Source organism: Pseudoalteromonas sp. Z9A5 (genome assembly GCF_011378875.1).
Lineage (GTDB): Bacteria > Pseudomonadota > Gammaproteobacteria > Enterobacterales > Alteromonadaceae > Pseudoalteromonas.
In genome coordinates, this window is the sequence record NZ_WTLC01000005.1 from 46,034 (window position 1) to 67,647 (window position 21,614).

Genomic DNA, 21,614 nt, shown 5'->3' on the forward strand with positions numbered 1-21,614 from the left:
TTAAGCGCTATTTTTTTGTATTTAGTTTTCGTTATCTATTAAAAGCTATATTGAACGCTTGCACCCACATAACGACTCCAATCTCGAGGGTAGAATGCTTCCCCAAACCCTTCAGAGTTTATACGTTGGCGGGTAGTGTACGACTTATCAAATAAGTTTTTAATGAATACACTAAACTTTAGGTTATCTTTGCTTACGCTTAAATAACCATCCCAAATGCTTGACGATGGGTTAGCTGATTCGCCAAAGGCAAGTTCGTTAATTGATTGCGTGTGGCTGCCATTATAACGCCAAACTGCACGTGTATTAGCATTCCAGCCTGTATCAGCAATTTGTGTATTATATGAAATAGTACTTAAAAATTGTTGCTCAGCATTATTAGGGAAAGATAAACCCGTTTGATCAAAGCTCTGATTGCCTGTTGAATCAGTTGTACAACGAGAAGCAAGTAAACCACCATCACCAGCAGGACAATTGATAGGTGTATCAGCAAAGTCCTCGTAGCGTGCATCAAAATAAGCGTAGTTAAATGACCACTTTAATTTATCTGATATTTTAACCACCACATCGGCTTCAATACCGGTTGAACGTGCTTGTGCTGCGTTTACATAGCCTGCAAAAATAATGTTATTTTCTTCATCTATTACACGGCTGGCACGTACTTGATAATCGTCAACTCTCATATCAAAGTACGTAAAGTTAAACAGTAAATCGTTATTAAAATACGCTGAACGCAGACCTACTTCAAAGTTTGAAGAGTTTTCAGGATCGGTAGGGAAGTTGTCTGCATCGGCAGGGTCGGTATTTGTTGTTACAAAGTAAGATGCCCCTTTATAGCCGGTAGAATAATTTACATAACCGCGAATATCATCAGTAAAGTCATACCCTACAACCGCTTTGTATATAAAGGCGGTGTCTGAGTTATCAAATTTAGTTGGCGCGTCTTGGCGTAAAATAAGCGATGGATCTGTTTGAGCAAGTTCTAATACTTCATTGAATGTTTCCATTCCAACACCTGTAGAAGGTGTTGCCAAATCTGTACGAGCAAAGGTTGCATCACTTTTTTCGTGTAATAATCTAAAACCAAAAGTAGCATCTAATTGCTCAGTTATTTGGTATTCAAGTTGTCCAAAAATAGCGACGTTTTCAAAACCAGTTGTAAAATCACCACTATTTAGTAAGCGAGAAGGCGTTAGTAATGAGCGGTCGTCATCGCCAGTAGTTGCATAGTTAGCTAAAAAAGCATCGGTAGATTGCTTTGAATAACACCCTGTTAATTTGCCGCCTTCAATAAAGCCACGGTTACCTGCAATACAGCCGTCACGTATTTCAGAGCGCTGACCGTCGGTATCATGGTAAAAAAGACCTAATACCCAATCAAATTTTTCATTATTAAATGACGAAATACGAAACTCTTGTTGAAGCACATCTACTGATTCGTTACCACCAAAAGCGGTTCGCTCTACAGGAAAATTAATAGTGAAAAATGCTGAACTGTTATATAAATCAAAATCTCTGTAGCTACCATTATAGCTAAGTGTAATTTCATCATTTAGGTAGTAATCAGCCGATATTGAAAAGCCAAAATTTTCTGTTCTACCAAAGTTACCTTCTGCATTACGCGATGTAACTGGGCCGCCGGCTTCTTCAAAAGTAGACTCAGGATTTACACGGTTATAGGTTGTGCCTTCAATAGTGCCATCATCTTTTACATTAACGATTGGACGAGGGCCAAAATCTGGGTTTATTCCACCTAAACGAGTAAGAGAACAACAATTTGTGTCTGTCTCTGAATATTCTAAGCGAAATAGTACGTTTAGTTCTTGGCCGTTATCGTACAAAAGTTGGCCGCGACCAGCTTTCGTTGTTTTTGCGCCTATGGTGTAATCTTCTTCACCAGGCATGGTGTTTTTTATCCAACCATCAATATCACTGTATTGCGCGTTAAATCGAGCTGCCCAGTTTTCGTTAAGGGGTACATTTACGGTGCCGCTAAAATCAGTGCCATCAAACTCAGTAACTTGTGCTCTAACCGTGCCTGAAACTCGGTCATCTAGTTGCGGCTTTTTAGTTACATAATGCAATAGGCCTGTTGATGTGTTTTGGCCAAATAAAGTCCCTTGTGGGCCGCGCATTGCTTCTACACGCTGTACATCTGAAATAGGTAAGTTAAGCATTGATTGGCGAGGTAATACTTCGCCATCTATAACGACTAGGTTTGAAGACTGTAAGCCAATTGAATTTGTAAAAGTGCCTATACCACGTGTTTTTAATGTTGTAGTTCGTATTTCACTGCTGTCATCAATGCCAAAACCAGGTAAGTAGGTGACTAGATCAAACCCATTATCTATACCAATTTCTTGAATTAAATCACCGCTTAGCACTTCGATTGAAGAGGGAACTTCTTTTAATGCTTGATCGCGTTTTTGTGCGCTCACTAAAATAACTTCAAAATCGTCTGAATTGCTTTTAGCTTGCTTTGCGGTTGTTTCTTCTTGTGCATATGCAGTGTGTGTGAAAGCTGATAAAGAACAACATGCAAGTAATATTGCTGTATGCAATTTACTGTGTTTAAGCATTTTAACCACTCCGTTTCTTCATAATTACTGTGTGTGCAGATAATGCAACGGCAGTATCTGTTATTTAGAATCAGGCTAATTAAACAGCGACTCTTAATTGCGATAAAGCTATAAGCAATCAAGAAGTGTAAATAATCACGAATGATTCATTCTAACAATTTAAACATATGATGTTTGCAAGTGCAATGTGTTGATTACTTGTTTATTAAATGTTGCTTGTAATATTGAGCTTATAACCTTGTATTACCGTTTAAGTAACACAAGATTATTAAGTTAAGTGGTTGAATTTTAATCTCTAATCTAAATTACAAATTTAGAATGAAAAATAATTCAATTTTCAAAAATTATTTTAAACGAGCAAAAAAGTGGTAATTCTCAGCATTTTTAAGCTTTTGAGCAAAGCTCATCCCTAAGTTTTTGAGCTGCTGCGCATTATTATAAGCACCCATTTTGAGCTTTAACTCACCCATGGCCTGCGCTGTTGAGCCAATGCTATCTAGCGCTAAAAAATACAAATAAGCGTATTGCACGTTATTACTCTCAAGTGTCATTGCGTGTTTAAACGAGTTAACCGAAGCGGGTTTGTTACCGCTTCTAATAAGCGCCATACCGTTTGCATAATGTAGCGGCGCAGAGGTAGGTACTGCTTTTAAACCACTATTTAATGTGCTTTGCATTTTTGCTGTTTGACCAAGGCGATAATAAATATCGGCTAAATTTACATAACTTGCATCAAAGTAAGGGTCAACGCTAATGCCTTTTTGTAACGACTTTATAGCACCGTTTATGTCTTGTTTATTAAGCGCGAGCATACTTTGATTTATGTTACCTTCACCGCGCCATGTATTGACAGTATTAGCGTGTGCAAGCTCTATAATTGATTGATTAAGCCCGTTTAACTGCGCTGTTGTTTGGCTTAGGTTTTGCGCAGCAGCAACACGCACCGACTTTAATTTGTCGGTTAATAGTTGCTTATAGCTTTTTAAGCGCTCTGCTTCGGGGAGTAAAAAGCCCACTTTAGCAATCGCTAAGCGAATAAGCGGAAGCGGCGAGTTAACCCAACTTTTTACTGTGGCATCGTTTAGCTCAGCGCCCGAATTACCTAAATAGGCAATTGCACTGGCGCGGTCTATTTCATTTAACGAAAAGTCATTAATTAAGCGCATATGTGCATTTTGCGATATCGCTTTTAATGAGCGCAGTTCAAGCATACTGTGGTCGCTTGCACTTAATGGCGGTGCTTTACCATGCCATTTTTCAAGCGTGCTTGCTGCCCATTCGTTTGTTTGACCGTCGTGGCATTGCACACACGCATTGGGTGTATCGTATTTTATTGATATGTCAGGGCGCGGAATTTTAAAGCTGTGGTCGCGCCTGTCATCAACGCCCATGTATCTGTTGGTTGGCATGTGGCAGCTAACACATTGTGCACCGGTTGATTGTTCTTTATGGCGATGATGCTCGGGTTTGTTGTATTCGCTGGCACTGTGGCACTGTAAGCACAGCCCATTTGTTTTTGTTTTAACTTTCATGGTGTGTTTATCGTGGCAGTCAACACAGTTAACTCCGGCTTTGTACATTTTACTTTGTGTAAAAGAGCCAAACACATACACTTCTTCTTTAATTTGGCCATCGGCGTGATACAAATTTGGTTCTAAAAATGAAGGGCTAAATTGATCCAAAAACGCTTGGCTGTTATTAAAGCCATCGGTTAATGGGCTTCGAAGCGAATGACACGCATAACAGCCTTGCATAAAGCTGTTATCGCGCGGCTCACCTTGCCAGGTAGCAATGGTGTCATCACCGATTATTTTCCACTGCGACATATTGGTAGGGCTTGTTTGAGCTGTCTTTATTATTTTTTTAGTTTTATGTTCATCCGTTATATCGCTGTGGCACGATTTACAGCCCACATTTATGTTTGAAAAGTGCGTATCAAAGCGCTCCTTTTCACTATTGAAATTACGCTTTAAATTATCAGAATGGCAATCGGCGCACATGCCGTTCCAGTTTTGCAGAGGTTGCAGCCAATGGAGACGGTCGCTGGGTTTTACATCTTCGTTAGCGTAGTTGGCATACCAACGCTGACCGCCTAGTGATTTAGCGCGACTATCCCATGCAAAGGGAAATACTTGGTATTTGCCTTTTTCAACTTCAATTAAATACTGTTGCAGTGGGTCAAAGCCAAATACATAACTTACGGTGTACGTTTTTTTTGTACCTTGCTCGGTCAAATCAATTAAAAAGGCCTCTTTTTCTTTATAAAACACGGCTTTTTGAGAAAAGTGGGTCGCGGTTATATTACTAAAATCACCAAGCACGGTATCTTTATTGGCTAAAGCCATTGAGTTTGCATGGTCTGACTGTTTCCAATCATGGGTTTGTTGTTGATGACAAGACTGGCATTCCTCGTTTGCAATCGCTGAAAAACAGCTGCATAAAAAAAGAACAACAAAAAGGCTGTTTTTTATATTTATCATTTTAGAATCCACCTTTAATAGCACACCAATGCATACTTAAAACTAAATAACAGGCCGCAGCTAAGTACTCAATAAATGAGCTTTGCCTTTAAGCTGACGCTGTTATTAGGCTTAAGTAATAGTGAGAAATTGAAAAATTAATTTCAAAATATCATACATCATATGTTTGCAATATTGTTATGTTTTGTTTAGTGTAGCGATATTGTGATTTATAAACGCATTATTTACAACTCAACCATTAAATTAACTAGCCGTAATAGTCTAATATAACCAATATGTTAGCTATGGTGTAATTAATATTTTTTAGCTATGTGCTTAACTATTATATTAAATAGGAAACTGTGATGAATAAGCTACTTGTTCTTCTTTCTGTATGTTTAGGCTTTTGCGTTAGTGCTAATGCAATGGCAAAAGCACAAACAGAAAAACCTAATATTGTTTTAATTTTTGCTGATGACGCAGGTTTTGGTGATTTTGGCTTTCAAGGTAGTACGCAGCTTAAAACACCTAATTTAGATAAACTTGCCCAAAGCGGTGTTCGTTTTACTCAAGGTTACGTAAGTGATTCTACTTGTGGTCCTTCACGCGCAGGTTTAATGACGGGTAAGTACCAGCAACGTTTTGGTTACGAAGAAATTAACGTACCTGGTTTTATGAGCGATAACTCAGCACTTAAAGGTGCAGATATGGGCTTGCCATTAGATCAAAAAACAATGGGCGATTATCTTAAAGAGCAGGGTTATAAAACAGCGGTATTTGGTAAGTGGCATTTAGGTGACGCCGACAGGTTTCATCCTTTAAAACGTGGTTTTGATACCTTTTTAGGGTTTAGAGGTGGCGACAGAAGCTACTTTAACTATTCAGAACAAGAAATGAAAAATGGAAACAAACATTTTTTCGATAAAAAATTAGAGCGTGACTTTGGTAATTACGAAGAGCCAAAAGAGTACTTAACCGATGAGTTAGGTAAAGAAGCCGCTAAGTACATTGAACAAAACAAAGATGAACCCTTTTTTATCTATCTAGCTTTTAACGCAGTACATACTCCGCTTGAATCAGATCCTAAAGATTTAGCTAAGTTTCCAAACTTAACGGGCAAACGTAAAGAGCTTGCTGCAATGACCCTAGGGTTAGACAGAGCCAGTGGTTATGTACTTGATAAACTTAAAGAGCTAGGCTTAGATGATAATACTATTGTGGTTTTTTCAAACGACAACGGTGGCCCATCTGACAAAAACGCCTCAAATAATGCACCACTTGCAGGGACTAAATCAAACCAGTTAGAAGGGGGCATTCGTGTACCATTCTTAATTAGTTGGCCAAAACATATTAAACCAGGTTCGACTTACGACTACCCAGTAAGCACACTCGATTTACTGCCTACTTTTTACAGTGCCGCACAAGGTAAGGCGTTAGGTAATGATATTGATGGCGTTGATTTACTCCCTTATATTCAAGGTAAAAACACAGCACGCCCACATAAAGTGATGTACTGGAAAAAAGAAAACAGAGCTGTAATACGCGATAACGATTGGAAACTTATTCGTTACCCAGACCGCCCAGCAGAGCTATACGACCTAAGCACAGACATTAGTGAACAAACAGATTTAGCAGCAAAAAATCCTGAACGTGTTAAAACTATGTTTAAATCATTGTTTGAATGGGAATTAACGTTAGAGCGTCCGCGCTGGTTATTAAAAAGAAAATACGAAAAATACGATATAGACCGCATGGATAAATACCGTTTACCAGCAACTCAACCTTAATAACGCATAGGTAATAATAATGAAAATAGAATCTGTTGAAGCGCTTTTAGGCTGCGTAGGGAAACGTAATCAGCTATTAGTAAAAGTAGTAACCGAATGTGGCATAGTTGGCTGGGGCGAATCGGGCTTATCAAATCGAGAGCAAGCAGTTATTGGCGCGATACATCACTTTGCTGGATTTTTGAAAGGACAAGATCCACGTAAAATTGGCCGTATTTGGCAAGAGCTTTACCGCAGCCATTATTTTGAAGGGGGCCGTGTAATTACGGCTGCTATTTCAGCCATTGATATTGCTCTTTATGATATTTTAGGTAAGTCACTACAAGTGCCTGTTTATCAGTTATTAGGGGGCAAACAACGCGAGCACATAGCGTGCTTTGCGTGTTGTTATACAGAGGCCGATCCTGATAAATTTGACGATTTAGTTAAAGAAGCAAAAGCACTTATTGCGCTAGGTTGGACAACAATAAGAGTGATACCGAGTCGTTTTGACGACCCTGTGTTTTTTGAACCACAAGAATCTATAACGCGCACAGCTCGTTGTTTAAATGAGCTGCGTAAAGTACTTGGGCCTGATATTACACTCGGTATTGATTACCACCACAGATTAAGCGTGGCTGAGGCTGCTTCGTTTTGCCAACGTTTAAAGCCCGATACACTCGATTTTATTGAAGAACCGATTCGTCATGAATCTCCTGATGCGTATAAAACGCTGCGTACTTTAACGCATATTCCTTTTGCGATTGGTGAAGAGTTTAGTTCTAAATGGGCAGCTAAGCCTTATATAGAGCAGGGGCTTACTCAATATTTACGTGTAGATGTGTGTAACATTGGTGGCTTAACAGAAGCAATGAAAGTGGCTGGTTGGGCTGAGGCACATTATATCGATGTTATGCCACATAACCCGCTTGGCCCTGTGTGTACAGCGGCAACAAATCACTTTGCTGCAGCGCTGCCAAATTTAGGTTTAATGGAAACACACCAAGGTCCGTTTAGTGAGTTTGGCGCCCATGATCCACTTCTTTTTCCTAAGCAGCATGTATTAACAGGCAATAAGTTTACTATCCCTGAAGTACCTGGTTTAGGTGTTGAAGTGAACGAAGCCGCGTTTAGATTGGCAACCCCTGTAGAAACCGAAGCACCGCATTTATCAAAGCGTGATGGTTCACATACTAACTGGTAACTAGTTTAGAGAATTAAATGAATACACTTACAGCGACTGTTTTTGACAGCACACTAAATTTTGTAGGCGAGGGGCCTTTGTGGCACCCGATCACACAAACGCTTTATTGGGTTGATTTTCCAAACCATATTTTGCACAGCAAAAAAGGCGACCATAAAGTTGAGCAACGCTTAGATGATATGGTTACCGCTCTGGCTTGGGTAAACAATGAAACCTTATTACTAGCAAGTGATAAAGGCCTAAATACCTATAATACCAGCACGCATAAGCAAACTTTTTTGTGCAGCGTTGAAGCAGATAAACCTGACAACCGCAGTAACGATGGGCGTGCCGATCCGTGGGGTGGGTTTTGGATAAGCACAATGCACGGCGATGCTCACGAAAACGAAGGGGCAATATATCGTTTTCACAACGGCGTACTTACTCAAGTTGTTAGTGATTTAACCATACCCAATGGTATTTGTTTTGATAAGTCGCGTGCTAGAGCTTATTACGCAGATTCAAAAACGCAAAAAATTTACCGATTTGACGTCGACTCACTTACGGGTACGCCAATAGGAGAAAGTGTGTTGTTTTTTGACTATTCGAGCTCAGCTGTATCACCTGATGGCGCTGTAATTGATAGCGAAGGCAACATGTGGATTGCACTTTGGGATGGCGCACGTGTAGATTGCATATCGCCCGAAGCTAAGGTAATTCAAAGCTTAGCGACTCAAACACCTCGCCCTACATGCCCAGCGTTTGGCGACGATGGTACAACACTTTACGTAACGTCAGCACAATGTGGCCTAGAAGATACCCCATTTAATGCTATACCTCACGGCGCTACGCTTGCATTTAAAAATGCGGTAAAAGGTGTATTTGAGCCTTGCGTTAAAATAGACGGCTTTTAATTTTACGTATTCACTTTAAATATTAATTTTGTGTTTTTTCCTCTTACATTAATTAGATGTGAGAGGAAAAACACATTGCACATATAAACATCATATGTTTATATTGTTTTTACTAATTCTATCAATGTTATTCTTTTATATGTTGTAGAGCACTCATTACCAACACAGTAAAAGTATAAAAATAAAACTAAGGGTAATACATTGAAAGACACACACACACAATCAACAAAAGCAATTAAGTACTCCCTCATTGCAGCATTTGGCGGATTTGTATTTGGCCTAGACGCGGCCAATATATCGGGGGCGTTACGCTATGTTAGTTCGCAGTTTGAGCTAACCAGTTTACAAACAGGTAATGTAGTGGGTTGCGCCATTGTTGGCGTAATCATCGCACTATTTTTTACAGGTACTTTATGCCAAAAATTTGGTCGTAAAAAGGTACTTATTGGCATTGCTTTAACATATTCACTCTCTACGGTTATTTCTGCTTTTGCGGTAAGTTACCCCATGCTGGTTGTTGGACGCTTTATAGGAGGGGTCGCATTTGCCTCTATAACTGTCTCAGCTATGTATATTGGTGAAATTGCACCCGCTAATAAACGCGGCCAATTTGTATCAGTTAATCAGTTGCTTATAACGTTAGGTAGTTTATTTGCGTTTGTTGTTAATTACTTTTTTGTTAAAAACATGGGCTCAATTGAATGGTTAAATGAAGCCAATATTTGGCGTTATATGCTTGGCTTTGAAATTGTGCCTAATATTATTTGGTTTTCGTTATTAATGACGATTCCTGAATCGCCGCGCTGGTTAATGAGCAAAAAACGTGATGAAGAAGCACGCGCTGTATTCAAAGGTATGGGGATCAATAACGCCGATACCGAAGTAGTACTTAATGATATTAAAGCAACCATTCAAGAAGATTCAAAAAACAGTGCACTAGAGCAACTTAAAGTATTGTTTAGTAAGCCTATGCGTTTTGTTGTGCTACTTGCTGTATGTTACGCGGTAGTGCAGGGCGCAACCGGCATGAACGCCGTATTGTTTTATGCACCTACCGTGTTTGAACAAATAGGTATGAGCGTCGAAAACTCTTTTTTACAAACAATAGTACTTGGTGCGGTATCTGTATTATTTACATTGGTCGCCATATTCTTTGTTGAAAAACTTGGCAGAAGAACATTAACTATTACCGGTTTACTGCTTATTGCTGTTGCGCATGTATCAATTTGGTATGGTTTTGAAAATGCCACCTACTCACTCAACAGTGAAGCAATAACCAAAGTTGCAGAGCAAAAAGTAGATATTACAAAGCTGCACGTTTTCGAAAATAAAATATACAGCACTGATGTTGCGCTAAAAGCAGATTTAGCCACTATTTACAGTAAAAAAGAGCTACCAGTTGTTACCGGTGCAATTATTAATGCTTCTATAAATATTAGTCCTGCGTATGTTTTATTTGGATTATTCGCATTTTTAGCCGCCTTTAATATGTCGATAGGGCCAATAATGTGGGTGATATTCTCGGAGATATTTTCAAGCCGAGTACGCAGTGTTGCGTTACCCTTTGCCGCCTTAGTACAGAGTATTTCTAGCTGGAGTATTCAGCAGTTTTTCCCTTGGCAATTAGAGAACATGGGCGCAGCAAATACGTTTTTATATTACGGAGGCGTCGCTATTGTAGGCTGCATTGTTATGGCATTCATACTTCCCGAAACTAAGGGCAAGTCTATTGAGGCCATTGAACGCGATTTGGTCCCTGGGCTCAATAAATAAGGAATATAACTATGTCATCACGATTATTAAACGAAGTTGCTATTGTCACTGGCGCAGCCGATGGAATTGGAAAAACAGTAGCACGCGTATTTTGTGAGCAAGGCGCTAAAGTGTGTGTTGCTGATATAAATAAAGAAATGGGTGAAAGTGTTGTAGCAGAGCTAAAAAGCAAAGGGTTTGATGCTATTTTTGCTCATACCGATATTAGCGACGAAACGGCTATAAAAAACATGGTTGAAAAAGTAGTTAATGAGCTCGGCAAGCCCAGTATTTTAGTTAATAACGCGGCTTTAATTAGCCCTGGGCGAAACGTAGATGACGTTACTCCACAAATGTGGCGTGATAGCTTTGCGGTTAATGTTGAAGGTATGTGGCAGTGTGCTGTAGCCGTACTTGAGCATATGAAAGAGTTAGGCCGTGGCAGCATTATAAATGTAGGTTCTGTGCATTCTTATAAAATTGTACCTGGGTATTTTCCGTATGCGGTAACTAAGCATGCGGTTATAGGGCTAACTAAAAACTTAGCCGTTGAATACGCAAAGCACAACATACGAGTAAACGCATTGTGCCCAGGCATGATAGAAACACCTATGGCGTTTAAGTCTTGGGAGCAAACAGACGATCCGCAAGCTTCACGCAAAGCAATGGGCGATGTACATCCTCTAAAACGAAATGGAACAACAGAAGAAATTGCTTACCCAGCCGTGTTTTTAGCCAGTTCAGATTCGAGTTTTATGACAGGGCAAAGCTTAATCATTGATGGTGGCCGTTCTGTAATTTATCACGATTAAAGTGCTTAACTTAACACACTGTAAGGCTCATGGTTTTGAGGCTATTTTGCTAAAAAATAGTGAGCTTGCTGTTACAGTTATTCCTCAGTTGGGTGCAAAAGTCATCTCTATTGTAAGCTTAAAACACAATAGAGAGTGGCTTGCTCACGATAAACAAATCACTTTAAAACCTGCAAAAAACAATGATTTCTCTGAGCATGATAGCGGTGGTTGGGATGAATGTTTTCCGGGTATTTCTCCTCAGCTGTACGAACATATCCCCAATAAAACGCATTTTTCACATGATCATGGTGAATTGTGGTGCCAAGCATGGCAAATAACTAATACCCATATTAGCGATGAAGAAATAATACTTAGCTTACAAGCTGAGGTTTTTGACTCTACTTTTACATTTATAAGAACGTTTACCTTAAAAAAACACAGTAAGCGGCTGCTTGTTGATTACCACGTAAAAAATAACACAACTCACAATCTCCCTTTTGTTTGGTCAGCGCATCCTATTTTTGCCATAAAACCAGAGATGCGTATTTTAATAAATAACAAACATGTGGAGTTTAAAGTTGATGAAGGGCTGAGTCGTTTTTATAACGCTAATAGTGCCTTTATTAATTGGAGTGAGTGCTTAACTAAAGTCCCGCCGCTAAATAAAGTTATGCCCTATAACAGTGGTTTTGCAAGTAAGGTTTTTAGCAAACACTTAAATACGGACACTCATAAAGATCAAAATATAATTGTAAAACTGGTTGATGATAAAGCTCAGCAAAGCTGCGGGTTTGAATTTTCATCAACAAACATAAGTCACTTAGGGCTTTGGTTTAATTACAATGGTTGGTCTGCCAATGAGCAGCTACCCCCTTTTGTACTTGGGATAGAACCTTGTATAGGCAATAGCGATTCTTTACACAAAGCCATGGCGAGTGAAGAGGAAGGCTTAATTAAAAGCAATGCTCATAAATCTTGGCATATGAGTTTTTTTGTTAACTAAATGTATTTTGTGTTTGCTCAATCAAACATCATATGTTTAAATAGTTGTTATGTATTAAGGCCTGTGTGTCTTACTTTAGTCATTTAGCCCTTAGGGTGTTGTAGATAATAATGGAGCGACAGAATGCTTTCTAAACAACTGTATATTGGTGGAAAATTAATAACGAGTGACGCAACGACCGAAATTATCAATCCTGCAACACTCGAAGTTGTAGGCGAAATTTCGGCTGCAGGTATTAATGAAGCAAACATGGCCTTAGAGTCTGCGCAAGAAGCATTTTCAAGTTGGTCAACAACGCCTGCAACAGAGCGTGCTCAATGGATGCTTAAACTGCGTGATGCAGTAATTGCAAACGAGCAACACTTACGTGAATGCGTGCATTTAGAAATGGCTAAACCATGGCAGTCAACCGCTGACGACTTTCAAATGTTAGTTGATAGCCTTAATTTTTACGCTGATGCCATTGTTAATATCGCCGATGAAGAATTAAAAGATAATGAAGGTACGCACAGCCACGTTCTTTCGCGTGAGCCTGTTGGTGTAGCGGCTGCATTTTTAGCATGGAATTTTCCATTATTAAATTTGGCTTATAAATTAGGCCCAGCAATGGCTGCGGGTTGTCCGCTTGTAGTAAAACCGTCAAGTAAAACGCCTTTGTCTGCTTATGCTGTAGGCGAATTATGTGAACAAATCGGCTTGCCAGCAGGTGTGGTTAACATACTTTCGGGCACAGATAGCACCGTAGGCGATGCCATTTCAGCGTCAACTATTCCCTCTGTACTTACTTTAATTGGTTCTACTAATGTGGGTAAGCATGTAATTGCAACAGGTGCTACGTCAATCAAGCGTTATTCAATGGAACTTGGTGGTAATGCACCTGCCATTGTATGTAGCGATGCGAATTTAGATAACGCAGCCGATGTAATTTGTGGTGTTAAGTTTGCCAACGCAGGGCAAATTTGTGTTACCCCAAATCGTGTATTTGTACACGAAAGCGTTGCTGATGAATTTATTGAAAAAGTACTTACTCGTGCAAAAGCAGTAAAAGTTGGTTTTGATAAAAACGAGGCTATTGATATGGGCCCTGTTATGGATGCTAACTCATGGCAACGGATTGATGAGCTAGTTAAAGATGCACAGCAAAAAGGCGCTAAATTACAATTAGGTGGTAAAAAACCTACAGGCGTTAATGGATATTTTTACGAACCAACCGTACTTACAAATGTAGATTCGAGCATGAATCTATACAAAGACGAAATATTTGGCCCTGTTATTAGTATTATTACGTTTAGTGATAACGAACAGGTACTTAGCGATGCAAATGATACTGACGCTGGTTTAAGTTCATTTATTTTTAGTAGTAACGAAGACACTATTTCTTACTTTGCAAAACATTTACGCTTTGGCGAAGTACAGGTTAACGGCATTAAATACAGCATTAATTTACCTCATTTTGGTATTAAGCAATCGGGCGTGGGTGTTGATTGTTCGTTGTTAGCTTTAGATGACTACCTTGCATATAAACGTGTTTCTCGCGCGTTAAAGGTTTAAGGAACAGACTATGAAAATCACACAAATTATTAGCCACGTTTTACAGTACGACCTAGAAGAAGAACTTGGTTATTCGCAGCAGTATTACGCTAAACGTACCGCACATTTAGTTGAAGTTCGTACCGATATAGGTATTACAGGTTGGGGCGAATGTTTTGGCGGTGGCGGCGTTGCGTTTGCCAATAAAACAATTGTTGAGCATGTAATTCAGCCTATGATTTTGGGCATGGATCCACTCGACAGAGAAGTGATTTGGCATAAAGTTTATAACTTATTGCGAGATCATGGCCAAAAAGGCATGCCTATTCAGTCTTTATCTGGTGTAGATATTGCTCTGTGGGACATTGCAGGTAAGTTTTTAGATCAACCCGTTTATAAGTTACTAGGGGGTGCTTTTAGAGACCGCATTCCGGCTTATGGTTACGGCATGATGCTACAAAAGTTTCCAAACCTGGAAGAGCGCTTTACCGAAGAAAGCCAACGCATTAAAGAAATGGGCTTTACGGCCATGAAAATGAAAATAGGCCTTTCGCCAGACCGCGATATAAAGCTTGTTGAAGCTGTGCGTAAAGGTATTGGCCGCGATATGCGCCTAATGGTTGACGCTAACCATGCATATACAGCGCGCGAAGCTATTCCGCTAGGTCGAGAGCTGCAAAATTTAGGCGTGTACTGGTTTGAAGAACCGGTTGCACCAGAGGATCATCAAGGCTATCGCGATTTATGTGAAGCACTTGATATGAGCATTGCCGGTGGCGAAGCCGAATTTACCCGCTGGGGCTTTAGAGACTTAATTAAAAACCGCTGCGTTGATTTACTCCAGCCAGAAGTGTGTGCGCTCGGTGGTATTACCGAATATCAAAAAGTATTAGCCATGGCACACGCGCATTTTGTACCTGTTATAAACCATGTGTGGGGTTCGGCTATTGCGGTAGGTACTAATCTACATTTATTAGCTGCGTTACCTGATTTACCAGGTGCTGCACACCCAGTACAACCTATGCTTGAGTACGATACAACGCCAAACTTATTTAGAGAGCAGCTATTGCAAGAGTCTCTAAATATTAACGAGCAAGTTAAAAATAACAACGGAACAGTTGCGCTACCACAAGGTCCAGGCCTTGGTATTGAGCCCGACCTTGATTTTATTAAACATTATGAAGTATCAATTTAATAAATAAGGGCAAGGCTTATGAGCGATAACAAAAGCAACTTACCAGCATTAATTGTGGTTGATTGGGGAAGCTCTAACTTTAGAGCTTTCTTAGTCGATGGCAAAGGCAGCATTTTAGATACTGTTAATGGTGAGCAGGGCGTACTTTGTATTAAAAATGACTGTTTAGAAACCGTATTACTTAGTTATATATCAGGCTGGTTATCAAAGCATAAAATGCCGATTATTATGGCGGGTATGGTAGGCGGTGCTATAGGTTGGCAAGATACAGGCTATGTAAATGCGCCAGCTAATCTCGACAGTATGAGTGTAAAGCTTTGTAAAGCAAATAATAAAGCCGGCTTACAAATTAGTATTGTGCCGGGTGTTAAATACGTTATGGAAAATAATGTATGCGATGTAATGCGCGGTGAAGAAGTACAAGTATTTGGCGCTGTATTAGATGTAGAGCAAACAGCGGGTGAGCTAAGTAATCAAACCTTAAGTGAGACTATGTTTTGCCTACCCGGTACTCACTCTAAGTGGGTTCAAGTTGCAAAAGATACTGACCAAAAAACGGTTATTACAAGTCTTAGTACGTTTATGACCGGCGAAATGTTTGATTTATTGACTAAACAAAGCATTTTAGGTGAAGGGCTAGAGTCACTAGATAAAACACCAACAGATATGCCAAGCTTTTTAAAAGGCGTTGGTGTTAGTCAAGTTCAGAGCAGTTTATTAAGTGCATTATTTAGTGCGCGTACTTTAAAGCTAGATAAACAATTAACGCTGCAAAACGTACCTAGTTACTTATCTGGTTTACTTATTGGCGCTGAGCTTGCGGGTATTAAAAGTAAGCTAAACGACATTAAGCATGTTTATTTAATTGGTAACTCAAGTTTAAACACTCTCTATTGTGAAGCATTAAAAGAACTCGGCTTCACTTCTTCTATTTTAAGCAGTGCTACTGCATCTACTAAAGGCATGTTTACACTAGCTGTACAGGCCGGTCTTTTAACTAAAAAGGAAACTCAATTATGTCATTAATTACGTTAACTCATGCTATGAAGCAACTACCACTGATTGCTATTTTACGCGGTATTACACCAAATGAAGTGCTTGATTATGCAAAAGTACTTATTGATATTGGTTACCGCGTTATTGAGGTGCCACTTAATTCTCCTGAAGCATTAAAAAGTATTAAGTTATTAAGTGATAAATACGCAGATATAGCCATTATTGGCGCGGGCACGGTTGTTACTAAAGACGAAGTTGATCAGGTGATTGAAGCGGGTGGGCGTATTATTATATCGCCGCATAGCGATGTAGAGGTGATCCGTTATAGTAAATTAAAAGGATTGTACAGCGTACCAGGGTTTTATACACCCACTGAAGGTTTTGCTGCACTGCATGCTGGTGCCGACGCGCTTAAGTTATTTCCAGCAGATACAGCTGGCCCAAAAGGCTTAAAAGCAATTACAACGGTGCTTTCTAGTATTGATATTTACCCTGTGGGCGGTGTATCGCCTCAAAATCAGGACGAATTTGTTAATGCAGGGGCAACTGGTTTTGGTTTAGGAAGCGGCTTGTATAAAGCCGGAATGGGTTTAGAAGAATTTACGACTAATGCTAAAAATTATGCTGAATATTATCTTTAATTAATTTTTAATAAAATTGCGATAAAACGTTGTTGTGCTTGCATCGCTACTCATCATTCCTCTCACAATAAATGATGAGTTAGCGGTGCTATTTAAAATAAATTAAATATCCATTAACTTAGCTAAATTTGATTTAGCATCAGCTAAAAGCTTTTCTGTAAGGGCTTGTGCTTTTTCGCTATTACCGGTGGCAATAGCATCAAATACTTCTCGGTGAAACGGAATAGAAGCATGATTACTTAGTGCACTTTGGTTTGTTACTTTAATACTCACAAGCAACGCTGAAAAAATAACGCATTCCATCGAAATAAATAGCTCATTATGAGAAGCGCGTAAAATAGCGCCATGAAAATGCGCATCAGCAATAACAAACTTATCTAAATCGCTTACCGAGCTTTGCATTTCATTTAATGCATCTTCAATGGCTTTAATATCTTCAGGCTCTGCGCGAAGCGCTGCAACACTGGCTGCTTTGGGCTCAAATGCTAAACGAAATTCCATTAATTGAGTTAAAAACTCAGGATTAAGTGGTGCGCTTAAATGCCACGCAAGAACATCATCGTCAAGCAACGCCCAGTTATCACGGGTTTTTACGCGAGTGCCAATGCCTCTGCGTACATCTAAAAGCCCTTTACCAACAAGAATTTTTACTGCATCACGAACAACAACTCGACTTACTTGAAAACGTTCAGCTAAACGGTTTTCATCATCAATCAGTGTGCCAGGAGTATATGTGCCAGCAACAATTCTACGGCCTAATTCTTTAGCTACCTGTACCGGTAAGCTAGGTGACATGGCGCTGCTGCGTCTTAGATCGTAGTATGTTAATTCGCTCATAGTATCTTAGTGTCCGTATTATTTATTTATACGTACTATTTATATGAATTTGCGACAATAAACAATGGCTATTTGTTATTTACTGTCGCAGAAAGACGAAAGCTGGCATCTTTTAGGAGTTTTTCGGTGAGAAATTCGGCTTTATCGCCATCTTTTGCAGCAATGGCTTCGTACACTTCACGATGAAACGGAATAGATGCACCGTTATCGCGCGGGTCTTTATTTGTTACTTTAATACTAACTAAAAGTGCAGAATAAATAACGCCTTCCATAGAAGCTAAAAAGCTATTTTGCGCTGCTTTTATAATGGCCTTATGAAATAAAGAATCAGCAATAATAAAATCTTCTACGCTGTTATCTGTTTTAGCCATGCGCTCGCATGCGGCTGCAATTTCAATTAAATCCTCAGGGCGCGCACGTTCAGCTGCCCAACGTGCTGCTTTTGGCTCAAAGGCTAGGCGCACGTCCATTAATTGCTCTAAAAATTTACGATTAGGTGGTGCTGATAAATGCCATGCTAATACGTCATCGTCTAGCATATTCCATCTATCACGAGGTAGTACACGCGTCCCAATACCTCTGCGTACATCAAGTAGGCCTTTGCTTACTAAGATTTTTACCGCGTCGCGTACTACTACGCGGCTTACTTGGTAGCGTTTAGCTAGTGCATCTTCATCATCAATTAAACTGCCGGCTTCAAATGATCCAGACACAATGCGTCTGCCAATTTCTTTAGCCACTTGAACAGAAAGGCTTGCTGCCATTCCTGATGTTTGTTTTAGGTCGTAATATATAAGTTCGCTCATATCTTTAATATAAACATATTATGTTTGACTGGTCAATGTAATGTGCACAAAATAGGGGGAGTGGTAACTAATTTTAATCGTTGTTTATATGTTTAAAACTGACATAGTGGGGATATAATAAAGATCGCTGATGAGCGATCTTTATAGCAATTTGGGTTATTTCAATAAAGCGTTAAAACTTAGCGCGTATACCTATACGGTAACGCGGACCAGTATATTGGGTATTAATAACGCGCTCTTTTACATCGGCATATTGATAGGTACGTTCATCAGTTATATTTATTGCTTCGCCTGTTAGCGTAAAGTTATCGTTAACCGCATAAGACATACTAAAGTCGAGCTGACCATAAGCTGCAGTATGCTCTGGTAATCCACCACTGCGTATACCTGCTCGGCTACTTAAAAAGTCATCTCGCCAGTTGTAGGCTAAACGCGCTTGAAATGCATTTTTGTCGTAGTAGGCAACAATGTTATAAGAGTTTTCGGCAAATCCCTCTAATTTATCACCTGGGTCGGTCACACCTGGAAGCTCTATTTTTTGTGTGTTTTTATTTGTAGTATCAGCCCATGTATAGTTTGCTTGCACACCTAAGCCATTTAAAAAGCTCGGTAAATAATCCATATTATGTTGTACAGCAAGTTCTACTCCAGTAATTGAGCCGCCTGATTGGTTTTGTTTAGTATTAATAGTTTCGTTTACATTGCCGTATCCATCAATACTTACTGATGAATCAACGTATTGCGACCCATCCCAAATATCAGGCGTATTATCTAGATAAGTTATTTGTGCAATTGTGCTAGATATATCCTTTTTGAAAAAGTTAACCGCGTAAGAATCGCCGCTATCACTATAATATTCAAAAGATAAATCGTATTGATTAGCTTTATAAGGTGCTAAATAAGGATTGCCACCTGTTTGAGAAAAGCTACCTGCTTGCATATCGGTATACGTTGTTTGTACGCCAATGTCGTCAATGGCAGGGCGCGACATAACTTTAGCCGCTGCGGCTCTTACCAATAAGTTATCACTTAAATTAATACTAAAATTAGCGCTAGGTAACCAGTTAGTGTAACTATTTTTGGCTTTAAGGCTTCCTGAGTCTGTGTAATCAACAACTAATAAAGGTTGGCCATTATCAAGCTCGCCCGTATAACCTAGGCGCCTTTTGCCGTAACCGCTTGAGCTTGTATCCGTTTTTACATAACGGACTCCCACATTACCGCGCCAATCGTAATCACCAATTAAGCCGCTGAGATTAAACTGCGAATAAGCACTTATTTTCTCTTCGGTGACGCTTGATGATGCGATTTCGTTATATTGCTCGTTTGGCCAATTTGGATTTTTGGTCATATCACGAATAGCGCTATGGTATTTATTTATATCAGCAAACAAAAAGTCACGCGGAAAATTACCTGGCTCACTACTTAAAAAATCTGAATAGGGACTTGCTGAAAATATGTCATCAGGCATATCTCTAAGTTCGCCACAAATATCGGCATTCGGTGCTACTAAACCACAGTTATCTTCATGGAATGTTTCAAAGCGATCTCTTACTTTTTCGCGATCTGAATACGCAATACCAAAATCGATTGAATCTAAGGTTAGGCTTTCAGCAAACTCTAAATCGAGTAGGTATTTCCCTTTTGTTTGCAGCTCCGTAATCGTGTCTTCTAATTCGTAATGTGAAACTTGATTCCAATGTGCTCTCACGCTTGTCGGCGAAGCATAATCAATGGTTGTGTCTAAATTAACGGTATCAGTGTTTCTAAAATCAAAATTTAAACTGTCGTTTCGCTCCGGTGAAATATAATTAGGAACTAATAAGTCGCTACGCGGCGTTGATTTTGATGTTGAATGGCTTATATCAAACTCAAGCGTTAATACATCAAATTCTTTTATAGAATTAAACCCAAATGCCTGTGTTTTTGATTTTGACTCCAGCTCTTGAAATAAACCATCAATTCTAAAATCTACATTTTCACCAGTTCCGCCCAGTGTTTTACCCGAAAACTTAGTGCCTGATAAAATAGTACCGTTGTCTGATACAACCACATTTCGCCAATTAGGATACTGTAAACCGGCTTGCAAACCTTGAGTTTGAGTTTCTACTGAGAGATCCGTATACATGTAATCAAAAGTATTGGTAAAGCTTGAATCTGGTGCCCACTGAAAACTGGTATTAATGCCTGTACGTTCGCGATGCTCTTGCCCTAATGCGTATTCAATTCGCCCAGCATGGCGAAGCATAGTTGGCGTAACCACATTGCCATCTAAATTATGAATGTCGCCTTCAATCACACCTGGCTCATTATTGAGTAATAACCAACGGGTAGTGCCCATTGAATCGTATCGGTTATCACTTTTTTGTTGTGAAAGGGCAATATTAAAACCAAATGTTTCATCAGCAAACGTATTGCTAAATAACGCAGAGTATTCAGGACTCGTCTCGCCAGAAAGTTCACTGTATTTGGCATTTATAGAGCCAAGTACATGTAATCCGGGGTTATCTAATGGGCGTGCAGTTTTAACGTTAACATAAGCACCAATGCTCCCTTCAGGTGTTTTAGCCGTAGGCGACTTAACGACATCAGCACCCGATATTAGCTCAGCTGCTAATACTTGAAAATCAAACGAGCGACCAATTTCAGAAGTAGCTAATGTGCGCCCGTTTAATGTAACAACGTTAAATTCTGGGCCAAAACCACGAACGGTTATTTTTGAGCCCTCACCATTTACACGGTTAATTGAAACACCAGGAACACGTTGTAAAGACTCAGCCACATTTTGATCGGGAAACTTACCAATATCCTCAGCAACAATACTATCTTGAACACTATCGCTGTAACGTTTTAGAGATGATGCGGCCTCGAGACTTGAACGAACACCCGTTACAACAATGACTTCAGTATCGTCTTTTACTTTATCGTTTGTAGCAGCTTGAGCAAATGAACAGCTTGAGAGAGCGGCTAAAACACCGAGTGCAATTTTTTTCTTTGAACGCATAGTGATCTCCATATATTTGTGTGTCGTGTCGTCAGGTAAAGTTCAACCTTTGAGAGTTTACTCACTTAACAAGAAGTAAATTCGCAAAAGAGTAACGTTCGACAAATCTAAACATCATATGTTTAATTGTCAAGAACACTGTTATTATTACTATG

The 21,614-nt window shown here is 39.5% G+C and carries 15 protein-coding genes; 10 read left to right on the forward strand and 5 right to left on the reverse strand.

Annotation, left to right across the window (positions count from 1 at the left end; all coding sequences use genetic code 11):
* Nucleotides 1-38 precede the first annotated feature (38 nt).
* The gene (locus GQR56_RS04420; protein WP_165739246.1) at nt 39-2,579 is read right to left on the reverse strand and encodes a TonB-dependent receptor; all 2,541 of its coding nucleotides are present in this window, start codon (nt 2,577-2,579) and stop codon (nt 39-41) included.
* Nucleotides 2,580-2,923: 344 nt separating this feature from the next.
* Nucleotides 2,924-5,059: a multiheme c-type cytochrome gene (locus GQR56_RS04425; RefSeq protein ID WP_166109289.1), complete on the reverse strand. Its 2,136-nt coding sequence runs from the start codon at nt 5,057-5,059 to the stop codon at nt 2,924-2,926.
* Between the two features lie 344 nt (nt 5,060-5,403).
* On the opposite strand from GQR56_RS04425, the gene GQR56_RS04430 reads away from it, so the two are divergent.
* The 10 genes from GQR56_RS04430 (at nt 5,404) to GQR56_RS04475 (ending at nt 16,812) form a co-directional block, all read left to right on the forward strand.
* A complete protein-coding gene (locus tag GQR56_RS04430; protein ID WP_024594144.1) occupies nt 5,404-6,825 on the forward strand; it encodes a sulfatase in 1,422 nt (473 codons plus the stop codon).
* A gap of 19 nt (nt 6,826-6,844) precedes the next feature.
* Nucleotides 6,845-8,008, forward strand: a complete 1,164-nt coding sequence (locus tag GQR56_RS04435) for a mandelate racemase/muconate lactonizing enzyme family protein (protein ID WP_055255562.1) — start codon at nt 6,845-6,847, stop codon at nt 8,006-8,008.
* Between the two features lie 17 nt (nt 8,009-8,025).
* Complete coding sequence (locus GQR56_RS04440; RefSeq protein ID WP_024594145.1) at nt 8,026-8,901, forward strand: SMP-30/gluconolactonase/LRE family protein; 876 nt, start codon at nt 8,026-8,028, stop codon at nt 8,899-8,901.
* Between the two features lie 201 nt (nt 8,902-9,102).
* On the forward strand, nt 9,103-10,674 hold the full coding sequence (locus tag GQR56_RS04445; protein ID WP_024594146.1) for a sugar porter family MFS transporter: 1,572 nt from the start codon (nt 9,103-9,105) through the stop codon (nt 10,672-10,674).
* 11 nt (nt 10,675-10,685) lie between these two features.
* Nucleotides 10,686-11,465, forward strand: a complete 780-nt coding sequence (locus tag GQR56_RS04450; protein ID WP_024594147.1) for a glucose 1-dehydrogenase — start codon at nt 10,686-10,688, stop codon at nt 11,463-11,465.
* A 46-nt stretch (nt 11,466-11,511) separates the two neighbouring features.
* The gene (locus tag GQR56_RS04455) at nt 11,512-12,450 is read left to right on the forward strand and encodes a hypothetical protein (RefSeq protein ID WP_166109290.1); all 939 of its coding nucleotides are present in this window, start codon (nt 11,512-11,514) and stop codon (nt 12,448-12,450) included.
* 123 nt (nt 12,451-12,573) lie between these two features.
* Nucleotides 12,574-14,001, forward strand: coding sequence for an NAD-dependent succinate-semialdehyde dehydrogenase (locus GQR56_RS04460; protein ID WP_166109291.1), 1,428 nt, complete (start codon nt 12,574-12,576; stop codon nt 13,999-14,001).
* A gap of 10 nt (nt 14,002-14,011) precedes the next feature.
* A complete protein-coding gene (locus tag GQR56_RS04465) occupies nt 14,012-15,175 on the forward strand; it encodes a mandelate racemase/muconate lactonizing enzyme family protein (RefSeq protein ID WP_024594150.1) in 1,164 nt (387 codons plus the stop codon).
* Nucleotides 15,176-15,193: 18 nt separating this feature from the next.
* Nucleotides 15,194-16,201 (forward strand): 2-dehydro-3-deoxygalactonokinase, encoded by a 1,008-nt coding sequence (locus GQR56_RS04470; RefSeq protein ID WP_165739256.1) that lies wholly within the window; start codon nt 15,194-15,196, stop codon nt 16,199-16,201.
* Nucleotides 16,192-16,812 carry a 2-dehydro-3-deoxy-6-phosphogalactonate aldolase gene (locus GQR56_RS04475; protein WP_165739258.1) on the forward strand — a complete coding sequence of 207 codons (621 nt, stop codon included), beginning with the start codon at nt 16,192-16,194 and terminating at the stop codon, nt 16,810-16,812. The genes GQR56_RS04470 and GQR56_RS04475 overlap by 10 nt, the downstream gene beginning before the upstream one ends.
* Nucleotides 16,813-16,914: 102 nt before the next feature.
* Here GQR56_RS04475 and GQR56_RS04480 read toward each other — a convergent pair whose 3' ends face one another.
* From GQR56_RS04480 to GQR56_RS04490, 3 genes are all read right to left on the reverse strand, one after another.
* Complete coding sequence (locus GQR56_RS04480; RefSeq protein WP_166109292.1) at nt 16,915-17,649, reverse strand: FadR/GntR family transcriptional regulator; 735 nt, start codon at nt 17,647-17,649, stop codon at nt 16,915-16,917.
* A gap of 68 nt (nt 17,650-17,717) precedes the next feature.
* The gene (locus GQR56_RS04485; RefSeq protein WP_024594154.1) at nt 17,718-18,455 is read right to left on the reverse strand and encodes a FadR/GntR family transcriptional regulator; all 738 of its coding nucleotides are present in this window, start codon (nt 18,453-18,455) and stop codon (nt 17,718-17,720) included.
* 172 nt (nt 18,456-18,627) lie between these two features.
* Complete coding sequence (locus GQR56_RS04490; RefSeq protein WP_166109293.1) at nt 18,628-21,459, reverse strand: TonB-dependent receptor; 2,832 nt, start codon at nt 21,457-21,459, stop codon at nt 18,628-18,630.
* Between the last annotated feature and the right edge of the window lie 155 nt (nt 21,460-21,614).